General features: G+C 66.4%; 23 protein-coding genes. 13 read left to right on the top strand and 10 right to left on the bottom strand.

Features of this window, described 5'->3' with window-relative positions; translation table 11 throughout:
- Positions 1–18: 18 nt before the first annotated feature.
- Together BJY26_RS04020 and BJY26_RS04015 are read right to left on the bottom strand one after the other, a co-directional pair.
- Complete coding sequence (locus BJY26_RS04020) at positions 19–420, bottom strand: SRPBCC family protein (protein WP_179425902.1); 402 nt, start codon at positions 418–420, stop codon at positions 19–21.
- Positions 421–502: 82 nt separating this feature from the next.
- Positions 503–1,381 (bottom strand): helix-turn-helix transcriptional regulator, encoded by an 879-nt coding sequence (locus BJY26_RS04015; RefSeq protein ID WP_179425900.1) that lies wholly within the window; start codon positions 1,379–1,381, stop codon positions 503–505.
- A gap of 101 nt (positions 1,382–1,482) precedes the next feature.
- Between BJY26_RS04015 and BJY26_RS04010 the strand changes: the two genes are divergently transcribed.
- Entirely contained in the window at positions 1,483–2,247 is a 765-nt protein-coding gene (locus tag BJY26_RS04010) for an SDR family oxidoreductase (protein WP_179425898.1), read from the top strand.
- Positions 2,248–2,301: 54 nt separating this feature from the next.
- On the opposite strand, the gene BJY26_RS04005 is transcribed toward BJY26_RS04010, so the two are convergent.
- Positions 2,302–2,787 (bottom strand): FBP domain-containing protein, encoded by a 486-nt coding sequence (locus BJY26_RS04005; protein WP_179425897.1) that lies wholly within the window; start codon positions 2,785–2,787, stop codon positions 2,302–2,304.
- Between the two features lie 280 nt (positions 2,788–3,067).
- Complete coding sequence (locus BJY26_RS04000) at positions 3,068–4,861, bottom strand: chloride channel protein (RefSeq protein WP_218852248.1); 1,794 nt, start codon at positions 4,859–4,861, stop codon at positions 3,068–3,070.
- Between the two features lie 90 nt (positions 4,862–4,951).
- Between BJY26_RS04000 and BJY26_RS03995 the strand changes: the two genes are divergently transcribed.
- The 3 genes from BJY26_RS03995 to BJY26_RS03985 all read left to right on the top strand — a co-directional run bounded on the left by BJY26_RS03995 (position 4,952) and on the right by BJY26_RS03985 (position 6,788).
- Positions 4,952–5,428 carry a MarR family winged helix-turn-helix transcriptional regulator gene (locus BJY26_RS03995; RefSeq protein ID WP_179425895.1) on the top strand — a complete coding sequence of 159 codons (477 nt, stop codon included), beginning with the start codon at positions 4,952–4,954 and terminating at the stop codon, positions 5,426–5,428.
- Positions 5,429–5,492: 64 nt separating this feature from the next.
- A complete protein-coding gene (locus BJY26_RS03990; protein ID WP_179425893.1) occupies positions 5,493–6,512 on the top strand; it encodes a DUF2332 domain-containing protein in 1,020 nt (339 codons plus the stop codon).
- Between the two features lie 9 nt (positions 6,513–6,521).
- Positions 6,522–6,788 carry a YdeI/OmpD-associated family protein gene (locus BJY26_RS03985; RefSeq protein ID WP_179425891.1) on the top strand — a complete coding sequence of 89 codons (267 nt, stop codon included), beginning with the start codon at positions 6,522–6,524 and terminating at the stop codon, positions 6,786–6,788.
- A gap of 115 nt (positions 6,789–6,903) precedes the next feature.
- Here BJY26_RS03985 and BJY26_RS03980 read toward each other — a convergent pair whose 3' ends face one another.
- A complete protein-coding gene (locus tag BJY26_RS03980) occupies positions 6,904–7,470 on the bottom strand; it encodes a cysteine hydrolase family protein (protein ID WP_179425889.1) in 567 nt (188 codons plus the stop codon).
- Positions 7,471–7,534: 64 nt separating this feature from the next.
- Here BJY26_RS03980 and BJY26_RS03975 point away from each other — a divergent pair, with 64 nt between their 5' ends.
- A complete protein-coding gene (locus BJY26_RS03975; RefSeq protein WP_179425887.1) occupies positions 7,535–7,987 on the top strand; it encodes a MarR family winged helix-turn-helix transcriptional regulator in 453 nt (150 codons plus the stop codon).
- A complete protein-coding gene (locus BJY26_RS03970; RefSeq protein WP_218852246.1) occupies positions 7,984–9,375 on the top strand; it encodes an MFS transporter in 1,392 nt (463 codons plus the stop codon). The genes BJY26_RS03975 and BJY26_RS03970 overlap by 4 nt, the downstream gene beginning before the upstream one ends.
- Before the next feature lie 61 nt (positions 9,376–9,436).
- Here the strand turns inward: BJY26_RS03970 and BJY26_RS03965 are convergent, their stop codons facing one another.
- The gene (locus tag BJY26_RS03965; RefSeq protein ID WP_179425885.1) at positions 9,437–10,150 is read right to left on the bottom strand and encodes a class F sortase; all 714 of its coding nucleotides are present in this window, start codon (positions 10,148–10,150) and stop codon (positions 9,437–9,439) included.
- A gap of 9 nt (positions 10,151–10,159) precedes the next feature.
- Positions 10,160–10,996, bottom strand: a complete 837-nt coding sequence (locus BJY26_RS03960) for a hypothetical protein (RefSeq protein WP_179425883.1) — start codon at positions 10,994–10,996, stop codon at positions 10,160–10,162.
- Positions 10,997–11,250: 254 nt separating this feature from the next.
- Between BJY26_RS03960 and sigK the strand changes: the two genes are divergently transcribed.
- The 3 genes from sigK (at position 11,251) to BJY26_RS03945 (ending at position 13,187) form a co-directional block, all read left to right on the top strand.
- On the top strand, positions 11,251–11,823 hold the full coding sequence (sigK, locus tag BJY26_RS03955) for an ECF RNA polymerase sigma factor SigK (RefSeq protein WP_179425881.1): 573 nt from the start codon (positions 11,251–11,253) through the stop codon (positions 11,821–11,823).
- The gene (locus BJY26_RS03950; protein WP_179425879.1) at positions 11,816–12,607 is read left to right on the top strand and encodes an anti-sigma factor; all 792 of its coding nucleotides are present in this window, start codon (positions 11,816–11,818) and stop codon (positions 12,605–12,607) included. The genes sigK and BJY26_RS03950 overlap by 8 nt, the downstream gene beginning before the upstream one ends.
- Positions 12,608–12,689: 82 nt before the next feature.
- Positions 12,690–13,187 (top strand): DinB family protein, encoded by a 498-nt coding sequence (locus BJY26_RS03945; RefSeq protein ID WP_218852245.1) that lies wholly within the window; start codon positions 12,690–12,692, stop codon positions 13,185–13,187.
- Positions 13,188–13,233: 46 nt separating this feature from the next.
- Here the strand turns inward: BJY26_RS03945 and pdxT are convergent, their stop codons facing one another.
- Both pdxT and pdxS read right to left on the bottom strand, forming a co-directional pair.
- Positions 13,234–13,944, bottom strand: coding sequence for a pyridoxal 5'-phosphate synthase glutaminase subunit PdxT (gene pdxT, locus BJY26_RS03940; protein ID WP_179429754.1), 711 nt, complete (start codon positions 13,942–13,944; stop codon positions 13,234–13,236).
- A gap of 5 nt (positions 13,945–13,949) precedes the next feature.
- Positions 13,950–14,864, bottom strand: coding sequence for a pyridoxal 5'-phosphate synthase lyase subunit PdxS (gene pdxS / locus BJY26_RS03935; RefSeq protein ID WP_179425877.1), 915 nt, complete (start codon positions 14,862–14,864; stop codon positions 13,950–13,952).
- A 162-nt stretch (positions 14,865–15,026) separates the two neighbouring features.
- Here pdxS and pdxR point away from each other — a divergent pair, with 162 nt between their 5' ends.
- Positions 15,027–16,571 carry a MocR-like pyridoxine biosynthesis transcription factor PdxR gene (gene pdxR / locus BJY26_RS03930; RefSeq protein WP_179425875.1) on the top strand — a complete coding sequence of 515 codons (1,545 nt, stop codon included), beginning with the start codon at positions 15,027–15,029 and terminating at the stop codon, positions 16,569–16,571.
- A gap of 29 nt (positions 16,572–16,600) precedes the next feature.
- Here pdxR and BJY26_RS03925 read toward each other — a convergent pair whose 3' ends face one another.
- Positions 16,601–17,479, bottom strand: a complete 879-nt coding sequence (locus BJY26_RS03925) for an SDR family oxidoreductase (RefSeq protein ID WP_179425873.1) — start codon at positions 17,477–17,479, stop codon at positions 16,601–16,603.
- A gap of 102 nt (positions 17,480–17,581) precedes the next feature.
- Between BJY26_RS03925 and BJY26_RS03920 the strand changes: the two genes are divergently transcribed.
- From BJY26_RS03920 to BJY26_RS03910, 3 genes are all read left to right on the top strand, one after another.
- Positions 17,582–17,953: a winged helix-turn-helix transcriptional regulator gene (locus BJY26_RS03920; RefSeq protein WP_179425871.1), complete on the top strand. Its 372-nt coding sequence runs from the start codon at positions 17,582–17,584 to the stop codon at positions 17,951–17,953.
- A gap of 263 nt (positions 17,954–18,216) precedes the next feature.
- The gene (locus BJY26_RS03915) at positions 18,217–20,787 is read left to right on the top strand and encodes a LuxR C-terminal-related transcriptional regulator (protein ID WP_179425869.1); all 2,571 of its coding nucleotides are present in this window, start codon (positions 18,217–18,219) and stop codon (positions 20,785–20,787) included.
- A 104-nt stretch (positions 20,788–20,891) separates the two neighbouring features.
- Positions 20,892–23,453, top strand: a complete 2,562-nt coding sequence (locus BJY26_RS03910) for a helix-turn-helix transcriptional regulator (RefSeq protein WP_179425867.1) — start codon at positions 20,892–20,894, stop codon at positions 23,451–23,453.
- The last annotated feature ends 25 nt before the right edge of the window (positions 23,454–23,478 follow it).

The following is a 23,478-nucleotide window of genomic DNA, read 5'->3' as shown; positions in this document are numbered from 1 at the left end:
GCAGGCGCGCCGGTGAACTCAGTGCGCCTCGCACCGGCGCTTGAGCGACGCGAGGTCGCGGGACACGGCGTCCGCGTCACTGTCGAATTCCGCCTCGGTCATGCTCGGGCGCCTGCGCACCGTGAAGACCACCTCGCAGGAGTCGCCGTAGGAAATCACCCGTAGCGGGTTAAAGACGCTTTCGCCGGAGGGGAGCGTGACGGTGTGATCCAAGACGCCGAAGTCATTGCGCCGGGCGAAACTGACTCTAACGCGGCCCATCGGGGACTCGGCCACCCACTCGCCGTCGTCGAATTCCACCGCCGAATTGGCCAGCCCCGCCGCCCACTGCGGTAAGTTCGACGGGTCGGCTGCGTAAGTGTAGACGTCCGCTGCAGGGCGCTCGATAGTGACGCTGATGTGCCGGGAATCGCGTGTCATGGAGTCCACCCTTGCATGCCTGTCGTGCAAGCGCACGCGCCACGGCACGCGCCTCGGCACGGCCGGCCAACTGAAATCGCGTTCAAAGTGCGCGCGGTTCTGGACGCCCCTGACTGTTCTCCTCCGCGGCGAATCGCTCCTGCCCAAGCACGGCGAGCAGTTGCAGCTTTTCGTATCCGTCGCTGTGCGGCGGAGCGGTGAGCACGAGCAACGCTTGAGACTGATCCTCGGTGAACAAGACTTGGCAATCAACTTCGATCGGCCCAAGCTCCGGGTGGATGAGCGTCTTGTGATCCGCGAACCGCTGGGCGACCTCGTGCCGACCCCACAGTTCCGCGAATTCGGGGCTCTCCTTCTGCAGCTTTCGCACGAGGACGCCGGCGGGCGAGTTCGCGCCCATGGCGCCGTACGCCGCCCGCAGGTTTGCCACTTGAGCGCGACTTTGCCGGTCGCGGTCATCCTCGGGATAACGCAGGCGAGCGTCCGGGTCGGTGAACCAGCGGTAGATCTCGCTGCGTGCCGCGCCGGCATAACCGGACGTATCGCCAAACAACGCCTCGGCCATCTTGTTCTGCAGCAAAGTCTCGCCCAAGTTCGACAAAATGAGCGCCGGGGTATCGCTGAGACGATCGAGGACGCGCACCAGCGCCGGCGCCACATGACCGGCGACGGCAACCGGCGAGGGCGCATTGCGCCCGGCCATGCGGAACAGATAATCGCGCTCGCTGCCGGTCAACCGCAGCGCCCGAGCAAGCGACGCCAACACCTGTTCACTGGGCTGCGGGCCCCGCTGCTGTTCGAGCCGCGTGTAATAGTCGGTCGAGATGACAGCCAGCGAGGCGACTTCTTCGCGCCGCAGGCCCGGAGCACGCCGACGCGCCCCTTCCGGAAGACCGACATCCTCCGGCAGCAGGGACTCCCGGCGTCGGCGCAAAAAGTCGGCAAGAGCTGAACGATCCATGTCTGTAGTATCCGCCTCGGGACGGCCGGCGAACCAGGGATCGCCGATCCCCCGATCACCGGTCTCTGGTGGCGACGCCGACGGGGGCCGAAACTCGAGGCATGAACATTAGCGGAAACACCATATTCATCCCGGGTTCCACGAGCGGAATCGGGCTTGCCCTCGCCGTCGAACTGCAGAAGAAGGGCAACACGGTCATCGTGGGTGGACGCCGTACCGACCTGCTCGAGCAGATCGCTGCCGACCACCCCGGCATCGACACGGTACGCATCGATACGACTGACGCCGAGAGCATTTCGTCGGCCGGCAAGGAGGTACTGGAAAATCATCCGGATCTCAACGTGTTGGTGGCGATGGCCGGCATCATGCGCGTGGAGGACTGGCATCAGCCCGGATCGTTCCTGGAGACGGCCGAGGCAGTCATGACGACGAACGTGCTCGGGCCGATCCGGCTCATCGCCGCTTTCACCGAACACCTGCAGTCGAAGCCGGACGCCGCGATCGTCACCGTCTCGTCCGGTCTGGCGTTCGCGCCGCTCGTTGCTACGCCGAGCTATAACGCCTCCAAAGCGGCGATCCACATGCTCAGCGAGTCGATTCGTTTGCAGCTGGCCGATACCAGCGTGCAGATCATCGAACTGGTGCCGCCGGCCGTTCGCACGTCGTTGCTTCCCGGCCAGGAGGACAGCGAGCCGGCAATGCCGTTGGACGAGTTTGTGTCGGAAGTCGTATCCCTGCTCGAATCGCAGCCCGAGGCACCGGAGATCCAGGTCGAGCGAGTGAAGTTCCTCCGTTACGGCGAGGCGCGCGGCGACTACGACGACGTCGTCAAGACGCTGAACGAATCCGACCCGCACGCGAAATAGCCGGGCGTTCTCAGTGCGGACGGCGACGCCCGCACTGAGAAACTCGGCCCGGATTTACGCCGCCACGGCCTCGGCGAATCCGACCACGTGCTCGTACAGTTCGACGATTCGTCGGTCGCGCGCGGCCTCGAGGTCGTATCCCTCGTACGGAAGGGGCGGAAGCCGTCGGACGTTCTCCGAGCAGGAGAAGTCTTCGCAGACCAACGTGCCGAGCGTGTCGCCCTTCTTGCCGGCGGATCCGGCGCGCCTGGCGCTGAAGAACACGACGTCGCACGGCAACGTCACGTCGCGGCACCACGAACACTGCGCGCGATTGTTGGGCTTGACTTCCGATTTGCGCAGCATGACCCCGACGGGCTTGTCGTCGATGCGCACGACAACGTACCCGCGGCGCGGCGCCTTGCGGTCGCGGAACCCGTAATAGTCGAGGCGGTCCCAGTCGACGTCGTCGAAATCGGACGGCAGCGTGATGTCCTTGACCTCTTTGCGGGAGGCGTTGATCAGCGAACCGCGAATCTGCGATTCGGTCAATGGCAGCATGAGTTGTCACCTAACTGTTGGATCGGCCGCGCCGCCGATCAGGGCAAGCGGCGGCCGCAAAAGAATGTCGTTCGGCAAAGAACCGGTTCGATGAGGCGGTGACTACCTCGTGCCGACGCCCGTGGCGCCGGACACCTCCTGACGCCCGCTGGGCGACGCAAAGCACGACATGGTCGAAACTTACCAAACTCGGTTCGGCGCGGGCCAACTGTTTTCCGGCCCGCCGCACACAACGTCGGCTGGTGAGAAGGCTCGGGCAGCGACTGGAACTTCACCGACGTCAGGACCGACCGTTGCGAGCGGCAGTGAGCGCTTTGAGAATCGAGTCCTGGCGGAGCCAACCGACGAGTTCCTGGTTGTCATTGACCACCGGAACGCCGTCGCCGCCCGTCGCGGACATGACGGCGTCGAGTGCGGTTTCCAACGTGGTCTCCGGACCAACTGTCCGAGGTCGTTCGCAGAGGTCGCCGACGGTGCGCTCGTCAGCGTCGTCGTCCGTGGCCAGTGTGTCCGAAACGACTTGCGTGTCGATGACGCCGATGAATTCGCCCGAGTCCGAGTGGACGGGAAGTGCGAGACGGCCCGAGGAGATGATCAAATCGGCGCCTGCACGCGCCGACATGGATTCCCCAAGCGCGGGCGGCGGCTTCACCATGACTTTCGACACGGTGATGGTGCGCAGCACGTCGTCTCCCTCTTTCGAGTTGATGTCGACTCCGCGGCGTCGGAGTTTGAGCGTGTAAATCGTGTCTTGCGTGAGCATCCGGGACATCGCCGTGGAGATGATGATGGCCAGCAGGAGCGGGATGATGACCGAGTATTCACCGGTGATTTCAAAGATGATCAACGCCGCGGTGATCGGCGCCCGAGCCGATCCGGCGAACACGGCGCCCATGCCGACCAGAGCAAAGGCGCCGGTCTGTCCGGCGAGGGAGGGGATCACGGCGCCGACGATGTCGCCGAACGCGGCCCCCAGCATGGCGCCGACGAACAACGAGGGGGCGAAGACGCCGCCCGAGCCGCCCACTCCGATGGTGAGGCTCGTGGCCACGATCTTTCCCACGAGAAGGAGCAGCAGGAGCCCTATCGCGTATTTGCCGTTGACGCCGTTCTCGAGGACCGGGTATCCGACTCCGTACAGCTGCGGCAGCGCAAACAACAAAAGTCCGAGCAGGATGCCGCCGGCAACCGGCCGCAGCCATTCCGGTGCCCGCCATGCCCAGTCGCAAACATCTTCGATGAGATAGAGCACCTTCGTGAATCCGACGCCGACGAACCCGGCAACCAGCCCGAGAACGGCAAAAAGGAAATACTCCCACGGACTCGCGACGGTGAACTTCGGAAGCTGCAAGAACGCATGATCGCCCAGGAAAGCGCGACCGATGACGGACGCGGTGATTGAGGACAGCACGACGGCGCCGAACGAACTTGCCGCAAAGTCAAGCAGCAAGAGCTCGAGCGCAAAGAACACTCCGGCGATCGGTGCATTGAACGTGGCAGCGATACCGCCGGCCGCCCCGCACGCAACGAGCGTGCGCGTGCTTGATTCCGGCAGCCGCAAAAGCCGCGCAAAGGCCGAGCCGAGGGCCGAACCGATCTGTGCGATCGGGCCCTCGCGCCCGACGGACCCGCCCGAACCGATGCAAATCGCCGACGCCAATGCCTTGACGACGGCAACCGATCCGCGAATCCTGCCGCCGCGCTTGTTCACGGCGTACATCACTTCCGGCACGCCGTGACCGCGGGCCTCGCGAGCGAACAGGTGCACCAGCGGCCCATAAATCAGACCGCCAACCGCCGGCGCGAAAATCACGAAAACGGCACCCAGCCCGGGAACCCACTGATTGGCCGGGTGGCCGTTCGTCGCGGAGTAATCCGCAGTACCCGTGAAGACCCACGTCGCGGCGGTGATCAGCCATCGGAAGCCGACGGCGGCAAGTCCCGCGCCGAGCCCGATGACGAGCGCCGGGAGCACCATGTGCATCGAGACGGCGCTGTCACCCCGCTTGTCGAACCCGAGGCGTCCGGTCCAGACCTCCCATCGGCTGGGGCGGGCGGGCGCGGGCTGAGACATGCGACTTCTTTCTATGTAGAGTTGCAACTATTGCATTACTGCATGAGTGAAAGATAGCAGTCGGGGATTGATATGGAACAATCGGAGACGATGGATTCGACCCAGGAGGAGCACGTTCTCAGTGCTGCCGACGCCACCTTGACGACGTCTCGAGCGCTTCTTGGAATCATTGCCCGTTCCGTTAGCTCGGCACTCGAAGAAGTGACGCTTCCGCAATTTCGCGTTTTGGTGATCTTGGCCGGAAGCGGTGCAATGAGAATCGGGGCGCTTGCGGCACGGATGAAGGCGGTGCCCTCGACGTTCAGCCGCACTATTGACCGAATGGTCGCCGAAGGCTGGGTCGAACGGGCGGCGAGCGTCGAGAACCGCCGCGAAGTCATTATCGACGTGACATCCAAGGGCTGGCGTCTCGTGCACGGGGCTACCGAATTACGGCGACGCGAGATCGCCGACGTATTGGCGACCATGTCCAAAAAAGACCGGAATGCCGTGGCGTCCGCGTTGTCGAAGTTTTCGGTGGCCGCCGGCGAGCCCGCGGACGACGACCTCCTCGGTCTCGGTCTTTAAACCGGACGATCACACCCGATCGGCCCAGTCCGAATCATCCGCGTCGGCCCGTAAAGTCGCAGGCATGGATCTGGCGGAGTATTACACGCGTTTTGCCGACGTCGAAGCGCACGGCGTCAGCGACCGTTACGAGGAGTGGGCGCGCGGCGTGGCCACCGATGAGGAGGTCAAGGCTCTTCTCGATGCGCTCCCGCCGCAAAAGCGCCAAGCCAATCTGGTATTCGCCGCCGCCCGATGGTGCGGCGCCCCGCTTGCCGACTATCGAGACTTCCGCGACTATTTGCTTCGGTCGTGGGATGCCGTTGCGGCAGTCATTCGGGCCCGCTCGACGCAGACCAACGAACCGGCTCGATGCGCGACCCTGCTGCCGGCTCTGGCGCGAATCGACGGACCGATCGCACTCCTGGAAGTCGGCGCCTCCGCCGGATTGTGCCTGTATCCGGACCGCTACTCCTATCGGTACCACGGGCCGTCCGGCACCACTCGGCTCGATGCGGACGGCGTGCCGGCCCCGGTAGTGCTCGACTGTGCGATCGACCGGGACGACGACGTTCCGACACGGCTTCCGGACGTCGTGTGGCGGGCCGGTATCGACCTGCATCCAGTCGATGTCGCCGACCCCGGCCAACTGGCCTGGCTCGACACCCTCATCTGGCCCGGGCAAGAGGCCCGCCGCGCGAACCTCCACGCCGCAGCATCAGTCGTGACTGCCGACCGTCCGACCATCGTGGCCGGTGATCTGACCCGCGAACTGAACCGGCAGGCCGCCGCCGCGCCGCCTGATGCGACTCTCGTGGTCTTCCACAGCGCCGTCCTGGCGTATCTGCCGTCGGAAAAGCGGCAGCATTTCGCCCGGCAGGTGAGCGCGCTGGACGCCGTGTGGCTGAGTAACGAGGGCCCGTCAGTGCTTCCGCAAATCGCCGCACGGATGTCTCGGGCGACGCAGGCCACGCGGGGGCATGCGGACGCCGTGGCGCCGGCGCAGATCGCGGACGGCGCGTTCGTGCTCGCCGTCGACGGCAGGCCGGTCGCGCGGACCGGACCGCATGGACAGTTCTACCGGCGACTCGAGGCGCCGGGCTAGAATTGCCGCATGGAGACGGAGCAAGTTCCGGGCGGCGTCGTGCACGAACTGCCCGCCGATTTACGGGCGGCGCTGACCGGGAACGCCGAGGCGTTTGCGGCGTGGACGGACATTACTCCGTTGGCACGTAACGAGTTCATTTGCTGGGTCGAAGACGCCAAACAAGAGAAAACTCGCGAGCGCCGTATCCGCAGGACGCAGGAAGAATTGGAAGAAGGCCAGCGGCGTCCCTGCTGCTGGCCCGGCTGCAAGCATCGCGAACGCACCGGCACGTGACCGCCGGCCGCCTTGCCCGCTAACTTTTTACGCAAAACGCGCCGCGTCGTCGGGAACGCGCCGTCATGACGGCGCGTTCCCGACGACGCGGCGCGTTTTACGAGGTGGGCCCAGGTTAATTGAGCGATTTTATCCATTCGTCGGCAGTGGTCACCGCGGCCTGACGCGGGAAGATTTTTTCGGTGAGGACGCGGTGGACCTCCGGGTCGGCGTCCGCGCACGCGTCTTCCAGCACTGTGATCGAGAAGTCGAGGTCGGCGGCTTGCCGTAGCGTCGACAGCACGACGCCGCTGGTGGATATGCCGGCCAAAACGATGTGGTCGGCATTGGCGCCGCGGAGCAGAACGTCGAGGTCGCTGCCCGTGAAGGCGCTGATGCGGCGCTTGGTGACGATTGGCTCGCCCGGGAGTGGGCTCAGCGCCGCGTCGATCTGTGTGGCGGCGTTGGCCTCGTTCATGGTGTCCCCGGCGTGTTGTTTGGCGCGCCCGAAGCTGAGATTCGTGTCGGCCACCTCGGGGTATCCCGGGCGGAAAGCCACCCGGACGAAGAAGACCGGTATACCCGCATTGCGGGCGGCCGCAACAGCCCTGCCGGCGGTCGAGACCGCCTCGGGCGTATCGAGACGCTCGACGATGCCGTGCTGAAAATCCATGACCAATAATGCCGTGCCGGAGGTACTCATGCGTCCAACATTATATCGTCAGTTCAGACTGTACAAATTAAACTGATAAGCATAAGCTGATGATATGGATACCGGGATCGCACAAGCGAGGGATGACGACACGTCCTCGCTTCGGGCATCGATCGACCTGCGCGTTGCATTCGGACGGCTGCGCCGGCGGATGCGCGAGGTCGACACGGAACTCTCGGCCAGTCAGGTTTCCGTCCTGGCGCGGCTCAACAAGGGCGAAGCCGCAAGCGCGTCGGCGCTGGCCGCGCTCGAAGGGGTCAAGCCGCAGTCGATGGCCGTGACGATCGCCGCCCTGGAAGAACTCGGGCTCGTTGCCAGAACGCCCGATCCGAGCGACGGTCGGCGTCACATCATTGCCCTGACGCAGGAAGGCGCGCTACGCAGCAGCGGCCTGCGCGCTGCGCGCGGCGAATGGCTGGCGCAGACCATGGACACGGAATTGACCGACGACGAACGCAAGACAGTGATCGACGCGATGGCGATCATCGAACGCCTCGCCCGCGCATGACCTCTGCTTCTCCGCGGACGCACGCGCCGCGCCCCGACCGATTTGACCGGCGGCTGCTTGCTCCGATGATTCTCGGGTCGATCCTCAACCCGATCAATTCGTCGATCATCGCGGTCGCATTGGTTCCCATTGCCGCGGCATTCGGGGCGCCCGCGTCGCGAACCGCGTGGCTCGTATCGGCGCTCTACCTGGCAACCTCCATCGGGCAGCCTCTCGTCGGACGCCTGGTCGACGTGTTCGGTCCACGGCGACTCTTCCTCATCGGCGCCTCCCTTGCCCTCATTGCGGGGATCGTGGGTACCTTCGCGCCGAGCATCGGCGTGCTCATCGCGGCCCGCGTCATTCTCGGGTTCGGCACGTGCGCCGGTTACCCGGCCTCGATGTACCTCATCCGCAGCGAAGGCGAGCGCACCGGAGTCCAGAGTCCTGCCGGCGTCCTCACCGCGCTGTCGATCGCAACCCAGACCATTGCCGTGATCGGTCCGACGCTCGGTGGTGTGCTCATCGGCGTGGGCGGCTGGCGCGCCACGTTCGCGGTCAACATTCCGCTCGGCATCGCGTGCCTGGTCCTGGGCTACCTCGTGCTGCCGAAACACGCCTCGTCCGGAGCCGACCCGTCGTCCGGCCTTCGACTCGATCTCGTCGGCATTCTGCTCTTCGCGACCACGCTGGTGAGCCTGTTGCTGTTCCTGATGAATCTGCACGCTTCGATGGCATGGTTGCTCGGCATCACGATTGTTGCGGGAGCCGGATTCGCCTTGCGCGAGCTGCGCGTCGACGACCCGTTCATTGACGTCCGCGTGTTCGCCGGGAACGTGCCGCTGCTGGTCACCTACGCCCGTGCGGTCGTGGCGGCGGTCGTGTCGTACAGCTTTCTGTACGGGTTCACTCAGTGGCTCGAAGACGGCCGCGGTCTGAGCGCCTCGTCAGCCGGACTGGTGCTGCTGCCGACTTTCGCCGTCGGGATCATCGTGGCCACACTCACCGGTCCGCGTCCCCAGGTCCGCGGCAAGCTCATCGTCGGGGCGGCCGCGCAGCTCGTCGCGTGCAGTCTCCTGCTCTTCACGAGTGCCGACACGGCAGTGTGGCTGCTCGTGGTCGTCACTCTTGCGTTCGGCGTCCCGCAGGGCCTCGTGAACCTGGCTTTGCAGAACACCGTCTACTACCAGGCCGATCCCGCGCGGATCGGAGCATCATCGGGACTGCTTCGAACGTTCATGTACCTCGGCGCCATGCTTGCCTCGTCGGCCAGCGGCGCGCTGTTCGGTGAGCGGGCCACGACCGGCGGCATGCACGACTTGGCCTGGTTCATGGTCGTTTCGGCCGGAATCCTGCTCGTCGTCACTGTCACCGACCGGACGCTGAAGAACGTCACGCGCCGCGAATGACAACGCGCCGGCACCGGCCGCGGCCGTAACGCCGTGCTGGTCGCCAAGTAACTCCGGGGAGTCACGGCGTGAATTTGCCGTACACGACGATATTGTCCAAATGATGCCCGGTGGCGCTGTTGAATTCGCCGCCGCACGTGATCAGCCGCAACTCGGCGTCGTCCGTATTGCCGTAGATCTTGCTGGTCGGGAACGTGGCCTTCTTGACTTCGACGACCTTCGTGACGACGAACTTTGCCTTCGTCCCGTCGGCCCGCGTGACGGTGGCCGTGTCGCCGCGTTTGATGTCGCCGAGCTTGTAAAACACGGCCGGCCCCTTGTATTCGGAATCGACGTGGCCAATGATCACCGACGGACCGAGCTGGCCCGGCGTGGGCGAATACTTGTACCAGCCGGCCTTGGAATCCTTCGCCTTGCGGACGTCGGGAACTTCCATCTCGCCGTTTTCGTCCAGCCCCAGCGTGATGAGCGACGTGTCGACGCCGATGGCCGGCACCGTGAGGTGCACGGGTTTCGACCGCTTCAGGTGCGGAGGCGGTTTCGGCGACGACGTACCGGCGCCGGTGGGTTGCGGCTGGTGCGAGCCCGACCGGCTCTTCGAGCCGGAACTCGGGTGCGGGGCCTTCGTCGGCGTGGCCTCGGCGGCTGAGGGCTGCGGCGGAGGGTCGTTCTTGGCAAACCCCGACAGGATCGCCCATCCGCCGACGAGGGCAAGGACGACGGCCACCGCGGACAGAACCATCCGTCCGCGGCGGCCGAACCCGATGCGGGTCATGATGTCGTCTTACTTCCGCTGGGTGGCGGTACGACGACGGGCAACCAGGGCTGCTCCGCCGGCCACGACCAACAGGCCGCCGCCGAGCGCGATCAACTCACCGTCGACACCCTGCGAGGTCGATCCTCCGCCGGTCTGCGGAGCACCGTTGGGCGCCTTGTTCATTTGCGACAGGGCGAGTGTGCCGCACGCGGCCGGAGCCGTGGCTGCAAGCGGCAGGTCCTTGGACAGCGGGCTCTTCTCGTTTTGCGCCTTCTTGCTCAGCGTGGCCGGATCCAGACCGTGGATGACGACGGATGCCTGGCCGTCCTTCATGGCTTGAATAGCCTTGTCGCTCAGCTGGAAGGTGCGCTTGTACGTGCCCGACGAGCCGGGGATCGCCGCGCGCTTGACGGCCAGCGCCGACTTGGCGCTGGTATCGCCGGACGTCGTCAGCGTGGTGTTCACGGCGCCGTAATCGCCTGCCGCCTCCGGAGTGGAGACGACGCCGTCGCCGTTCTTGTCGTCGGTCATGCCGGTGGGGCAGGAACCGCTGCCGCTGGTCACGACGTGAATGTGCGAGACGTGCGGGAAGGGACCGTCCATGAACTTCGACGCCAGACCGCTTGCCTTCTCCGTGACGGTTGCCGTGCTGCCGTGCCCGGTGATCCACACGCTGCCCGAGGCGCCGCTGTTGTTGACCGGATCGAGCTTGGCCTGGAACGACCAGTCGGCGCCGCTTGCGGAGGGCTGCTGCCCGGTTGCGGCCGCTGCTGCGGGGGCGAACGCCGTGGTGCTGGCGAACGCGAGCGCTCCTGCGGCGACTACGGGTGCCAACAAAAGCTTCTTCGTTCTGCTCTTCAGCATGATGATGCTCCTTAATCGTGGTCGCGAACCCTGTTCGGGCTCGCATGCCAGTGATTCGGAACACCCGAGCGACCGGATGGGTCACCCGGTGAAAAACTTTTCGAGCAGCCGGCCGGCCCGGCAGGCCCGGGCAGGCTGCCACCCATCCAATGCGCTCGCGGCAGCGAATAACCGGCATCAGGAGGGTGAGTTCATGAGTGCGCACCGGGTCGGTCCGAAACGCGGGCGGTCACTGCGTCTAGGCTTTAGTCCGTATGGAATCGGACCTGGTTTCCGCCAAACGCCTGGCGCGGCTGATCGAGCGGACCGCCGACGGCGATCAAGCGGCGTTTGCGGAACTTTACGACGCCACGGCGGCGCGCGTATATGGAATGGCGCGTCGCGTGTTGATTGACCCGAACCTCAGCGAAGACGCCACTCAGGAGGCGTATCTTCAGGTTTGGCGCGAGGCCGGACGGTATTCACCCGCCGAAGGGTCGGCGATTTCATGGCTGATCACAATCGCACACCGGCGCGCCGTCGACAAGGTACGCAGCGAGCGGGCTCGGAGCGACCGTGAGGATAGGTACGAATCGGCGTCCGCAGCCGTCGCTCATGATGAAGTCGCCGAAGCCGTCGCGCAGCACTCGGAAGCCGAACAGGTGATGTCCTGTATGGGGACGCTCACCGATTCCCAGCGGGAGTCAATTACTCTCGCCTATTATGCGGGCCTGACCTACCGCCAGGTCGCCGAACGCGTGCATGCGGGCTTGCCGGCCGTGAAATCAAGGATCCGCGATGGACTGTTGCGGCTGAAGAAATGTTTGGGGGTGAACCGCGATGGATGACGAATTTCTGTCATTTGCGGACGTATACGCGCTCGACGCGGTGGACCCTGAGGAACGCGCTCACATCGAGCGTCGACTGGAAGCCGCCGATGAGGCAACGCGCGCCGAGTTCAGGGCGCGCGTTGCCGAAGTCCGGCAGTCGCTGGCGGAGCTCAGCGTTGCGGACGCCGTCGATCCGCCCGAGAGCCTGCGGAGCCGGGTGCTTGCCGTTCCCGGCGAGATGTCCGCCCCACATCGTGATTCTCGGGCGCCGGACGACGACGGCCCGACGACCGCTCGGCGACGCCACGCCGGCACCGTGACCCCGCTTCGCCCGCGGCGCCGCGCGCTGACGGTGATCGCCGGGGTGGCGGCCGCCGTCCTCATTGCCGCCGGCGGTATCGGAATCGGGTACGGCATCGCGCGGTCGAATCAGCCGCAACCGTCCGATCTGCAGGCCGAAGTTCTCGACGCGCCGGACGCCACGCTCAACACCGCCGAGCTGCCCGGCGGGGGCACGACCACGATGGTGACGTCGGAGGACGAAAACGCCGCAGTCGTGCTGCTGCACAAGGTCGGTGCGCCGCCGAAGGGCAAGGTGTACCAGATGTGGCTGATGGACGCCCAGGGTAAAAACCCCCGATCGGTGGCGATCATGAATCGCGGCGACGTCAAGCCGACGACGACGGCGCTGATCAAGGGCGTGAAGGACGCCGGGGCGTTCGCGATCACGGTGGAACCCGACGGCGGTTCGAAGCAGCCTACGACGAAGCCGTTCTCGCTGATCAGTCTCGGCTCGAGCTGACTTCCGCCCCCGGCCAACATCCGCCCATCCGCGTTTTGCGGATGGGCCGCCGGCGTTCGCTGGCGTTGCTAGCCTTATCGATGTGGACACCTGCGCCGAATGCGGCTTCGACTATGCCGATGTCGCTTCGGTCGACGTGGCCGATGCGATAGTTGCGGAAACCGCGGAATTCGCCTCCAGGCTCGAATCCGCCGGCGATCACGCTCGCGGCAGACGTGAGGCTGGAATCTGGTCGCCGCTGGAATACGGGTGCCATCTTCGCGACATGCTGCTCGTGCAACGTGAACGGGTCTTGGCGGCCCGGCGGCGCGACACGCCGACATTCGACCCGATGGGGCGCGACGAGCGGGTCGAACACGACGGCTACGCGTTGCAGAATCCGGACGGCGTCGCCGCGCAGCTACGGATGGCTTCGGCCTTGTTGGCCGATGACCTGCGATTGCTCGGCGACTCGGACTGGAACCGTCTGGTGATGTACAACTACCCGCAACGAACCGAACGCACGCTTCGGTGGGTTGCCGTGCACACGCTGCACGAGGTGCGCCATCACCGGATGGATATCGACCGGCAACTGTCCTGAGCGAGCTCGTCCCGCCCGATCGTTGTGGGCCTGGACGACGCGGCGTTCAGGCCACCCGTGCGGCTCCGGCAGTTCCTCGGACCGCATCCAGGAAGTACCTGTGCAGCCCGTCGTTGCCGGTGAGTTCGGGGTGGAACGAACAGCCGATGACGTGGCCTTGTTGCACTGCCACGATTCGCCCATCCGGCAACTTGCCAAGCACTTCGACGTCTTCACCGGCGGCTTCGACGATCGGTGCGCGGATGAAAGCCACCCGAACCGGCTCGTCGTCGACCGCGGGCATCAGCAAATCCGTTTCAAACGAATCGAGCTGCGACCCGAAGGCATTGCGGTGAACCGTCACGTCCAGAAGGCCGAGTCCGCGTTGCCCGGGTGCGGCGTCGGTGATCGTCGCGGCCAGCATGATCAGGCCGGCGCACGTGCCAAGCACCGGCATGCCGTTCCGGACGGCGTCCGGCAACGGTCCGTGCGGGGACGACGCGCCGACCGCGGCGGGCTCGTCGGTCACGAGACCCGTCAACTTCGCCAGTCGCCACATCGTCGAGCTTTCCCCGCCGGGCATGACGAGACCGTCGACAGCCGCCAACTCCGCCGGCGACCGTACCAGCGTGACGTCGGCGCCGAGCCGCTCCAGCACTGCGCGATGTTCGCGCACGTCGCCTTGCAACGCCAGGACGCCGATTCGCACGCCGCCGGATCCGGCCGCGTCGCGCCCGTCGGCTCCGGAGCCCGCAGCGACCGCCGGGCCGCCCTTCACGGCACTCACCAGCCGCGTTCGGCCAGGCGGTGCGGAGCCGGCAGGTCGCCCACGTTGATGCCGACCATCGCTTCACCGAGTCCGCGGGATGCGTCGGCAATCTGAGCGGGATCGTCGTAGAACGTGGTGGCCTTCACGATCGCGGCCGCCCGGGCTTCCGGATTGCCGGACTTGAAGATGCCCGAGCCGACGAACACGCCGTCCGCGCCCAACTGCATCATCATGGCGGCGTCCGCCGGCGTTGCCACGCCGCCGGCCGTGAACATCACGACCGGCAATTTGCCGTCCCGTGCCACCTGGGCGACCAGGTCGTACGGCGCCTGCAGTTCTTTCGCCGCGACGAACAATTCGTCCGACGACTTCGACTTCAACGCCGCGATCTCGGCGCGGATCGTGCGGATGTGCTTCGTGGCCTCGGATACGTCGCCGGTGCCGGCTTCGCCCTTTGACCGGATCATGGCCGCGCCCTCGGTGATGCGCCGCAACGCTTCGCCGAGATTCGTCGCGCCGCACACGAACGGAACGTGGAATTGACGCTTGTCGATGTGGTTGGCGTAATCGGCGGGGCTGAGCACTTCGGATTCGTCGATGTAATCGACTTTGAGGCTCTGCAGTACTTGCGCTTCGACGAAATGTCCGATGCGGGCCTTGGCCATCACCGGGATCGACACGGTGTTCTTGATGCCGTCGATCAGATCCGGATCGCTCATCCGGGCGACTCCGCCTTGCGCGCGAATATCGGCCGGCACCCGCTCGAGCGCCATGACGGCGACGGCGCCGGCGTCCTCGGCAATGCGCGCCTGCTCCGCGGTGACGACGTCCATGATGACGCCGCCCTTGAGCATTTGAGCCAGGCCGCGGTTCACCAGCTCCGGCGATGTCTGGTCGGTGTCGTGCTCCTCAACGAGTTCGGTCGTCATGGCTCCTCCTGAAAGGTGTGTGCGTTTGAAAAGTTTGTGCGTTCGGACGGCCCGAGCGGTCGCCATACTTCTATGCTGGAGGGATAAGTGGACCATTGCTAGATCCAGAATTGGCGAATTGCACTGGACCAATCGCCGTAAAGCCGACGCGGGGGAGACACGATGCCACGATTGACGCCGGGAACCGAGCGCCCGTTCGTCGTGGACCGGCACTCGGCGACGCCGCTGCCGGTCCAGATCGCCGAACAGTTCCGCCGCGCCGTCCGCGATAGTTCGTTGCAGCCGGGTGATCGCGTGCCGGCGACCCGAGCGCTGGCCGGCCAGCTCGGTGTTTCACGTGGAACCGTCGTCAGCGCATACGACCAGCTGACCGCGGAGGGGTACCTGATCGGCAGCCGCGGGACCGCAACCGTGATCAATCCGCAGTTGGCGCGCGTGCATCCGGACGACGCGCAGGCGGGCGCCGTGCATCCGGGCGACGCGCCCCCTCCGGATGACGCTCATCCGGACGGCGGACCCGCTCCGGCCGAACGGTCATTGCGCCGTTCCGCCGCGGGTGCGAAGACCTGGGCGCCGGACGCCGTGATCGACCTTCGCCCGGGCCGCACCGACACGCGTCGCCTGGCCGATTCGGGCTGGCGCGCCGCCTGGCGACAAGCGACGTCGTCCACGCCCCGGTCGGCAACGGTTCCTCCGGCCGGCATTGCCGAACTGCGCGAAGCGATCGCCGAACACCTCCGACTCATGCGCGGGCTTGTCGCCGACCCGGCAACTATCGTGATTACCGCCGGCGCCCGCGAGGGGATGGCACTGCTTTTGCTCACGCTCGCGGCGCGCGGCCCGGGGATCGTCACTCACCGCCGCAACGCGCCGTCGCTGCGCGTCGCCGTCGAGGACCCGGGATACCCGACCCTCCGGCAAGTGCTCGTCCGGCTCGGCGCGGACGTCGTGCCGGTGCCCGTCGACGCCGACGGCCTCGTCGTCACCGAGCTGGCGCGGCACGGCACGCCGCCCGATGCCGTGATCGTGACGCCGAGCCACCAGTATCCGCTAGGCGGCAGCATGCCGGTGGCGCGCCGGACGGCGTTGCTCGAGTGGGCCCGTGAATGCGGAGCGCTCGTGGTCGAGGACGATTATGACAGCGAGTTCCGCTACGTCAGCGCGCCGCTGCCGGCACTTGCGTCGCTTGCGCACGTCAACGTGGGCGACAATCAAGGCACCGTCGTCACGCTCGGCACGTTTTCGAAACTCCTCACGCCGTGGCTCGGAGCCGGATACCTGATCGCGCCGCCGGAACTCGCCCGCGAGCTCATCGACATGCGGGAGGCCTTGGGGGCTCCGGTGTCCGGGATCGTCCAACAGGCGCTCGCCGGATACCTGACGTCGGGCGGGCTGCGCCGGCACGCCGCTCGAATGCGCCGGGATTACAAGCGGCGACGCGAGTTACTGGCGAGCCTGTTGGACGGCGTGCCGGACGTCGGCATGCAGCCGATCGACGGCGGTCTGCACGCCGTGCTGCAACTGCCGCCGGATGCGGACGTCGGCCACCGCGTCCGCCAAGCCGCCGAACGCGGGGTGTTGGTGGGAGACCTTGCGGATTATTGGAGTGATCGCGCCGCATCCCAGCCGGGCATTGTCATCGGATACGGCGGAGTCAGCGACGACGAACTCCGCGCCGGCTTACGCACGCTGCTCGGCGTCTTATGACAGACGCCGAGCAGGTGTCATTGACGAGGTCAGTCCCGCGAGCCCACTAGCGCGTCCGCAGTTTCCCGCACCGCCTCGGGCATCGTGGTGGTGGGACGGCCGATGAGCGTTCGGAGGTCATCGCCGGCGACCAGCAGGTCGCCGCGGGCAAGGCTGGGTCCGCTGTCGGCCAACATCTCGGCGTCGTCTTCCGGCAGCCCGGCGCCGATCAATGCCTGTGTGTAATCGTCGGTCGGCAGATCCCGATACTCGATCGGGCGCCCCGTCGCGGTGCTGACTTGTTCGGCCAGTTCCGACATGGTGAACGGGTGATCGCTTCCGAGTTCGTAGACTTTGCCGGCCTGACCGTCCTTGATCAACACTTCGGCCGCAGCTTCCGCATAATCGGCGCGGGTGGCGGCGCTGATCGGCCCGTCGCCGGCGTTGCCGACGATGACGCCGTATTCAAGGAACGTTTCCAGCTGCTCCGTGTAGTTCTCCAAATACCAACTATTGCGCAACATGGCGAACGGCACGCCGGACGAGCGCAAGACTTCCTCCGTCGCCCGGTGCTCGGCACCGAGCTTCAGCGTCGTGGTGTCGGCGTGCGGAACGCTGGTATAGGCGACGAGCTTCACCCCGGCTCGCCCGGCCGCCTCGATGGCATTCCGGTGTTGCTGGACTCTCCGTCCGACGTCGGTGCCGGAAACCAACAGTATTTTGTCGGCGCCGGAGAACGCGTCATGCAGGGAATCCGGGTCGTCATAGTCGATGCGGCGCACGTGAACTCCGCGGTCGGCGAAGTCGGCGAGCTTGGTCAGATCCCGCCCGCCGGCAACTATCTGCTCGGCAGGAATGTTCTTGGCCAGAAGCGCTTCGACGGTCAGGCGGCCGAGTTTTCCGGTTGCGCCGGTGACGACAAATGTCATGATCGTTCCTTTCATCAGGTGAACTGCTGTCACCTGTGCCAACCAGACACTTTCTCGATTACTTCCAAAAATACAGTACCCACTTTGAGGTAAGGTACACACATGAAAGTAAGTGATGGCTCGACTCGGCCGCCCGCATTGCTCGTTGGACAAACGTATCCGGCCGGCTGTTCGGCCCGAATCGTGCTCGATCATGTGTCGAGCAAATGGGGAGTGCTGATCTTGCTTGCCCTGTCCGACGGCTCGCACCGGTGGAGCGAACTGCGCCGCCGGACGGACGGCATCAGCGAAAAGATGCTTGCGCAAACTCTGAAGACACTGGAGGGCGACGGGTTCGTTCGCCGCGACGCTCACGCCGTCATTCCGCCCAGGGTCGATTACAGCCTCACCGGCCGCGGCGAAGAAGTTGCCGCTCTGTTGAAGCCGTTGACGGAGTGGGTAGCAGAGCACGCCGACGAGATCCTCGAACGCTAGCCGTCCGGCGACACCGCCACCCGTCGGCGCGGCCAACCCACCCCCGCCCCCCGCATCCCGCTGAATCCCGCCCCGCCCTGTGCAAAACGCCCCGCCTTGTGCAAAACGCCCCGCCGCGTATATCCCGCCCCGTCATGACGGGGCGACCCCTACGCGGCGGCGCGTTTTGCGGGGCGAAGCGGGCGGAGCGGGAGGCGGCAGCAGCCGGGGGCGTGAAAACCCAATCCAACCCCCGCCTGCCGGAATTCTGATAAAACAACTACATGACCGCCGAGTCGATCGAGCGCTCGGGGTGGCCCATGCTCGAACGCCCCGAGGAGTTCGGCATGGCCTGGGATGCACTCGAGTCGGGCGCACGCGGATTGCTGCTACTGGGCGAGTCCGGAACCGGAAAAACCGTCTTGGCCGAACGCGTTTCCAGCGCCTATGCCGAGGCCCACCAAGCCGTGGAACTGCCCATCATCGGAGCAGCCCGCGATGCCGGCATGCCGTGGGGGACCATGGCTCGGCACGTCGGCGATCTGCAGTTCGGCGGCGACCAAATCGAGTTGGAGCGCACCGTCCGGCCGTTCAGCGCGACCGACCGGGTGCTGCTGCGCGTGGACGATGCCCACTTGCTCGACGAGATGAGCAGTCAATACGTGTCGTGGCTGGTGCGCACGGGGCATGCCGCAATAGTTGCGACGACGCGTGCATTCCGGTTCCTGCCGACGTCCCTGCAGTTGTTGGTCAAGGACGCGCAAGTGGAGCAGATCGACGTCGGACCGCTTGATGAGTCGCAGGTGTTCGAGCTGCTGTCCCGGGCGCTCGGCGGCGATGTGCGCGATGCGTTGGCGCGCCGTATTTGGCGCCACAGCGGCGGTAACGCGCTGTTCGTGCGCGAGCTCGTGCGGTCGGGGCTCCGCTCCGGAGCGCTGAACTCGTCGTCGGACGGCTGGCAGTGGACCGGCACGTTCAAGGCCACCCGGCAGCTGCACGACCTGTTGCGCACGGAGCTCGATTCGCTGCCCGGCCCCATCCGCACGGTCGTCGAACTGGTCTCGTTGGGCGAACCGATGCCGCACACGGACCTACTGCATCTGGTCGACGCCGCCGACTACGACCTGGCCCTCGAATCCGGCCTGATCAAGGTCGAAATCAGCAGGCCGAGCGCTATCAAGCGCGTACGGCCCTCGCACCCGCTCATTGGCGAGGTGGTCCGTGAAATCGTCCCCACGGCCACCCGGCGCGACCTTTACCAGCTCGCGAACGAATACCGCAGCCGGGCGCTGCCCTCGGACACGCCGACCGCGCGGCTGCGCACTGCCGCCTGGGCCCTCGAATGCGGCATCGATCCGGGCTTCGACGCGCTGATCTCGGCTGCGGCGGCCGCCATGCAGTTTCACGACATCGATAGGTGCATCGCTCTTGCCCACGACGCCCTGGCCGAGATGCCGGACGGCGCGCCGATCACCGGCGCGCAAAAGGTGCGCGCTCTTGCCGTGCGGGCTTTCGCTCTCGGCTTCGTCGGCAATCAGGAGAGGTCCCGCAAGGACCTCGACGCCGGCTGGCGGCTTTTGCAGGATGCGGAGGTCGCGGCCGATCTGCGCGCGGGCGGCTGGGAGAGCGCAGCCTGCGAGATTGTGACGATGCGCGCCGGGATGGCGCAATATCTGGACGACGATCCCGCCCGTGCGCAGGACTTCGCCGCCGAGGGCGCGTGGGTATTGGACTGGCAGTCGCCGGACGCCGCGCGGCTGTTTTCGCTGACATTGCACGGCTGGGCGGGCCAGTGGGACGAGTTCATGCCGGAGGCCGCCGCCATCATCGACAGGTTCGGGGCGAACATGCCCGGCGAGGTTTTCCAACTCGTTGCGCCGCACGCGTTCGGCTTGTGCGCGCACGGTGAGATCGATGCGGCCCTGGACTTATGCGGGTGGGCCGTTGAAGCGGCCCGGGCCAACAGTGAAGCCGAGCCGTGGGCCGTCGGACAGCTGCGCAACGCCCAACACCACGCGCTGTTGTGGGCCGGCGATGTCGAAGCCGCACGCCGCTGGGGGCCCGGCGATGCTGACGAAGATCTGCCGTTCGTGAAGTTCGAACGCAATCTGACTGCCGTCGCCAGGTCGGAGATCGACATGGCCGAAGGGCGCTGGTCGAAGGCGGCGACGGATTTGAAGGACGTGACCGACCGGCTGAGCGACAACGATCAGGGCGGAATGTCGGCATACGCGTGGATCACGAGAGCGTTCGCGGAGGCGGTCGCCGGCTCCCCCAAGGCCCGTCGCACCCTGTCACGGGCGCGGCGGGAGAGCCTTCGCAGCGCCCGCGTGATCACCGGGGAGCTGAGTGTGACGCAACTGTGTGCCGCCGTCGTCCTGGGCGACGACGTGACGGCCGAACTCGACGAGCTGATCTCCTGGACGCGGCAACACGGACTAGCTCTCGCCGAACTCGACGCCTTGCACGTGCGATACCTGTCGGCCGGCCGGGCGGACGACACCACGCGGGCCCGGCTCGCCGGCCGCATCCGTGAGGTGGCCGCGCTGATCGACGGTGAGCGTGCCCGTGCGATCGCCGGGCACGTCGACGCGTTGCAGGCCGGCGATGACGTCCTGGCCAAACGGTGTACCGGCGATCTGGCCCAGTGCGGAACGTGGGTGCACGCCCGAATGCCCCGGCCTCCGCTGACCAGCCGCGAGCACGAGATCGCGGCGCTCGCGGCGTCCGGACTCACCAGCCGAGCCATTGCGGAGCGTCTCCACCTGTCGGTGCGCACCGTCGACAGCCACCTCTCCCGCGTCTTCACCAAGCTCAACGTGCGCTCACGGTCCGAATTGGGCGGTTACGTGTAGGAAACGATCTCACGCGCCGACACGCGGCGGCCTCTTTGTCACAAGTCCGCATAGGCAACTTCGCCGCGCACGTGGGCGGCGTCGAATCTTGATACAACTGGGGCATGTCAGCAGAGTCGCTGGAACGGCCGTCCTGGCCGATACTCGCGCGTGGGCCCGAATTCGCGCGGGCGCTGGCAATCCTGGAAGCCGGTGCCCGCGGCCTGGTGCTGCTCGGGGATGCCGGCACGGGCAAGACGGCGCTGGCCGAAAAGATCGCTGCCCAATACACCGCGCAGCATCAAGCGACGGAACTGCCGATCATGGGCGCTGCCGGCGACTCGTCGCTACCGTGGAGCACGATGGCCCGGCACGTGGGTGATTTGACCATGGACGGCGACCAGGTCGCCTTGGACAACGCGGTCCGGCCGATCCGACAGGCCGGCACCGGCAAGACGCTGTTGCGCGTGGACGATGCCGGGTTGCTCGACGAGATGAGCAGCCAGTACGTGTCGTGGTTGGTGCGCGCCGGGCATGCGATAGTGCTGGCGACCACCCGTCGCTTCCAGTTCCTGCCGCAATCGATGAAGCTGCTGGTCAAGGATGCACACATCGAACAAATCGACATCGGCCCGTTCACCTGCGACGAAACCGGCGCATTGCTCGAGCTGGCGTTGGGCGGCCCGGTCGACGACGAGTTCACGCGTCGGCTGTGGCGCAGCAGCGGCGGCAACGCGCTCTTCATCCGCGAACTCGTCCGGGCCGGACGGAACTCCGGCGCGCTCGTCCGGACGGCGGGCGGTTGGCGGTGGAACGGGCGGATGTCGGCCAGCCGGCGTTTGCAGGATTTGCTGCGGGCCGATCTCGACAGGCTTCCGGACGCCGTCCGGGCCGTGGTCGAGCTCGCGGCCCTGGGCGAACCGATGCCGCGCCGGCAGCTGCTGCGCCTCGTGGATGCGGCCGACTACGACCGGGCGCTGGAATCGGGTCTCGTCACGGTGGACGTCAGCCGGCCGGTCGACGTGGCTCGTGTGCGTCCGTCGCATCCGCTCATTGGCGAAGTCGTGCGCGAGATCGTGCCGGCGGCGACGCGGCGCGACCTCTACCGTCTGGCCAATGAATACCGGACCCGGCCTTCGTCGTCGGATACTCCGACAGCGCGGTTGCGCACCGCCATGTGGGCGCTCGAATGCGGCATCGACCCCGGATTCGACGCCCTGCTCGGCGCCGCGGTGGCGGCCGTGCAACTGCACGATATCGACAAGAGCGTCGACCTGGCCGGTGAGGCGCTCGGAGCCGGCGACCTCACCGGAGCGCAGCGACTGCGTGCGCTTGCCGTGCGGGGGTTCGCCCTCGGCTTCGTCGGCAACCAGGAGAGGTCCCGCAAGGACATCGACGAGGGCTGGCGGCTTTTGCAGGATCCGGACGTCGTTGCGGCAGTGCGCGCCGCCGGCTGGGAGGACGCCGCCTGCGAGATCGTGAAAATGCGCGCGGGCCTCGCGCAGTATCTGGACGACGACCCCGACCGTGCGCAAGCAATAATCGCCGACGGCGCATGGGTGCTGGAGTGGCATTGCGAGGACGCTGCCGACCTGTTGGCGTTGTCGATGCGCGGCTGGGCCGGTGATTGGGAGTATTTCATGCCGGCCGCCGGCGAGCTGGTGGAGCGGCACGACGCCGGAATGCCCGCCGAAGTCTTTGCGCTGCTGGCGCCCTATGCGTTTGGGCTGTCGGCACGGGGCAAGAGCGACGCCGCCCTGGCAGTGTGCCGATGGGCTGTCGACGTGGCGCGCGGGAACAGCGATGCCGAGCCGTGGAACGTCGGCCAATTGCGGGCGGCGCAGCACCGGGCGTCGCTCTACCAGGGCGACATCGACGCCGCTCAAGGATGGGTGGCCGGCGGAGACGATGAGGACCTGTCGTTCGTGAAATACGAGCAGGATCTCAGCTCGATCGGTCGCGCCGAGATCGCCATGGCGCAAGGACGGTGGTCGGACGCCGTGACCGATCTTCGGCATGCCACGGAGCGGCTGGAGAACAACGACAGAGGCGGATTGCGCGCGTACGCGTGGATCAAACGGGCGTACGCGGAGGCGGTCATTGGCGACACGGCGGCCAGAACCACGCTGAAACGGGCACGCTCGGAGCCCCTGAGGGGCGTGCGCATGACCGAAGACGAGCTCCGACTGGCGTTGGTATGCACGGCTGTCGTCCTCGGAGACGATGCGGTGGACGAAGCCGACAAGCTGATTGCCTGGACGCAAAGGAGGGGCTTGCTGTCGACCGAGCTCGACGCGCTGCACGTGCGCTACCTGCTCGCCGGGCGCCGCGGCGGCGCCCGGTCCACGCTCGCCGAACAAGTCCGCGCCGTGGCGGCCTGCGTGGACGGCCGCCGGGCGCGCCTCGTGCGCGAGCACGTCGATGCGCTCGAGGCCGGTGACGCCGTCCGGATCAAGCGGGCGGTCAGCGACTTGGGGAAATCGGGCACGTGGGTACACGCCCGCGAGCCGCGGCCGGCGCTGACGCCGCGCGAGTACGAGATTGCGGCGCTCGCGGCGTCCGGCCTGACAAGCCGGGCGATTGCCGAGCGCTTGCACGTGTCGTCGCGCACCGTCGACAGTCACTTGTCCCGCGTGTTTGCGAAGTTGAACGTGTCGTCGCGCGGTGACTTGGGCCGGTACGTATGACGCGTACGTATGACCGGCACACATT

The organism is Spelaeicoccus albus (genome assembly GCF_013409065.1).
In the GTDB taxonomy this organism is placed as follows: domain Bacteria; phylum Actinomycetota; class Actinomycetes; order Actinomycetales; family Brevibacteriaceae; genus Spelaeicoccus; species Spelaeicoccus albus.
The sequence above is the reverse complement of the archived record's forward strand: the minus strand, read 5'-3'. Positions and strand labels throughout refer to the sequence as shown.

Bases quoted from the DNA above. Each gene is read 5' to 3' on its own strand.
- BJY26_RS03965 (WP_179425885.1), bottom strand. From the start codon at position 10,150: ATGACCCGCATCGGGTTCGGCCGCCGCGGACGGATGGTTCTGTCCGCG.
- BJY26_RS04015 (WP_179425900.1), bottom strand. From the start codon at position 1,381: ATGGATCGTTCAGCTCTTGCCGACTTTTTGCGCCGACGCCGGGAGTCC.
- BJY26_RS03910 (WP_179425867.1), top strand. From the start codon at position 20,892: ATGTCAGCAGAGTCGCTGGAACGGCCGTCCTGGCCGATACTCGCGCGT.
- BJY26_RS04005 (WP_179425897.1), bottom strand. From the start codon at position 2,787: ATGCTGCCATTGACCGAATCGCAGATTCGCGGTTCGCTGATCAACGCC.
- BJY26_RS03995 (WP_179425895.1), top strand. From the start codon at position 4,952: ATGGATTCGACCCAGGAGGAGCACGTTCTCAGTGCTGCCGACGCCACC.
- BJY26_RS03915 (WP_179425869.1), top strand. From the start codon at position 18,217: ATGACCGCCGAGTCGATCGAGCGCTCGGGGTGGCCCATGCTCGAACGC.
- BJY26_RS03950 (WP_179425879.1), top strand. From the start codon at position 11,816: ATGGATGACGAATTTCTGTCATTTGCGGACGTATACGCGCTCGACGCG.
- sigK (WP_179425881.1), top strand. From the start codon at position 11,251: ATGGAATCGGACCTGGTTTCCGCCAAACGCCTGGCGCGGCTGATCGAG.
- BJY26_RS04010 (WP_179425898.1), top strand. From the start codon at position 1,483: ATGAACATTAGCGGAAACACCATATTCATCCCGGGTTCCACGAGCGGA.
- BJY26_RS03925 (WP_179425873.1), bottom strand. From the start codon at position 17,479: ATGACATTTGTCGTCACCGGCGCAACCGGAAAACTCGGCCGCCTGACC.
- BJY26_RS03990 (WP_179425893.1), top strand. From the start codon at position 5,493: ATGGATCTGGCGGAGTATTACACGCGTTTTGCCGACGTCGAAGCGCAC.
- BJY26_RS03975 (WP_179425887.1), top strand. From the start codon at position 7,535: ATGGATACCGGGATCGCACAAGCGAGGGATGACGACACGTCCTCGCTT.
- BJY26_RS04020 (WP_179425902.1), bottom strand. From the start codon at position 420: ATGACACGCGATTCCCGGCACATCAGCGTCACTATCGAGCGCCCTGCA.
- BJY26_RS03960 (WP_179425883.1), bottom strand. From the start codon at position 10,996: ATGCTGAAGAGCAGAACGAAGAAGCTTTTGTTGGCACCCGTAGTCGCC.
- pdxS (WP_179425877.1), bottom strand. From the start codon at position 14,864: ATGACGACCGAACTCGTTGAGGAGCACGACACCGACCAGACATCGCCG.
- pdxR (WP_179425875.1), top strand. From the start codon at position 15,027: ATGCCACGATTGACGCCGGGAACCGAGCGCCCGTTCGTCGTGGACCGG.
- BJY26_RS04000 (WP_218852248.1), bottom strand. From the start codon at position 4,861: ATGTCTCAGCCCGCGCCCGCCCGCCCCAGCCGATGGGAGGTCTGGACC.
- BJY26_RS03920 (WP_179425871.1), top strand. From the start codon at position 17,582: ATGAAAGTAAGTGATGGCTCGACTCGGCCGCCCGCATTGCTCGTTGGA.
- BJY26_RS03985 (WP_179425891.1), top strand. From the start codon at position 6,522: ATGGAGACGGAGCAAGTTCCGGGCGGCGTCGTGCACGAACTGCCCGCC.
- BJY26_RS03970 (WP_218852246.1), top strand. From the start codon at position 7,984: ATGACCTCTGCTTCTCCGCGGACGCACGCGCCGCGCCCCGACCGATTT.
- BJY26_RS03980 (WP_179425889.1), bottom strand. From the start codon at position 7,470: ATGAGTACCTCCGGCACGGCATTATTGGTCATGGATTTTCAGCACGGC.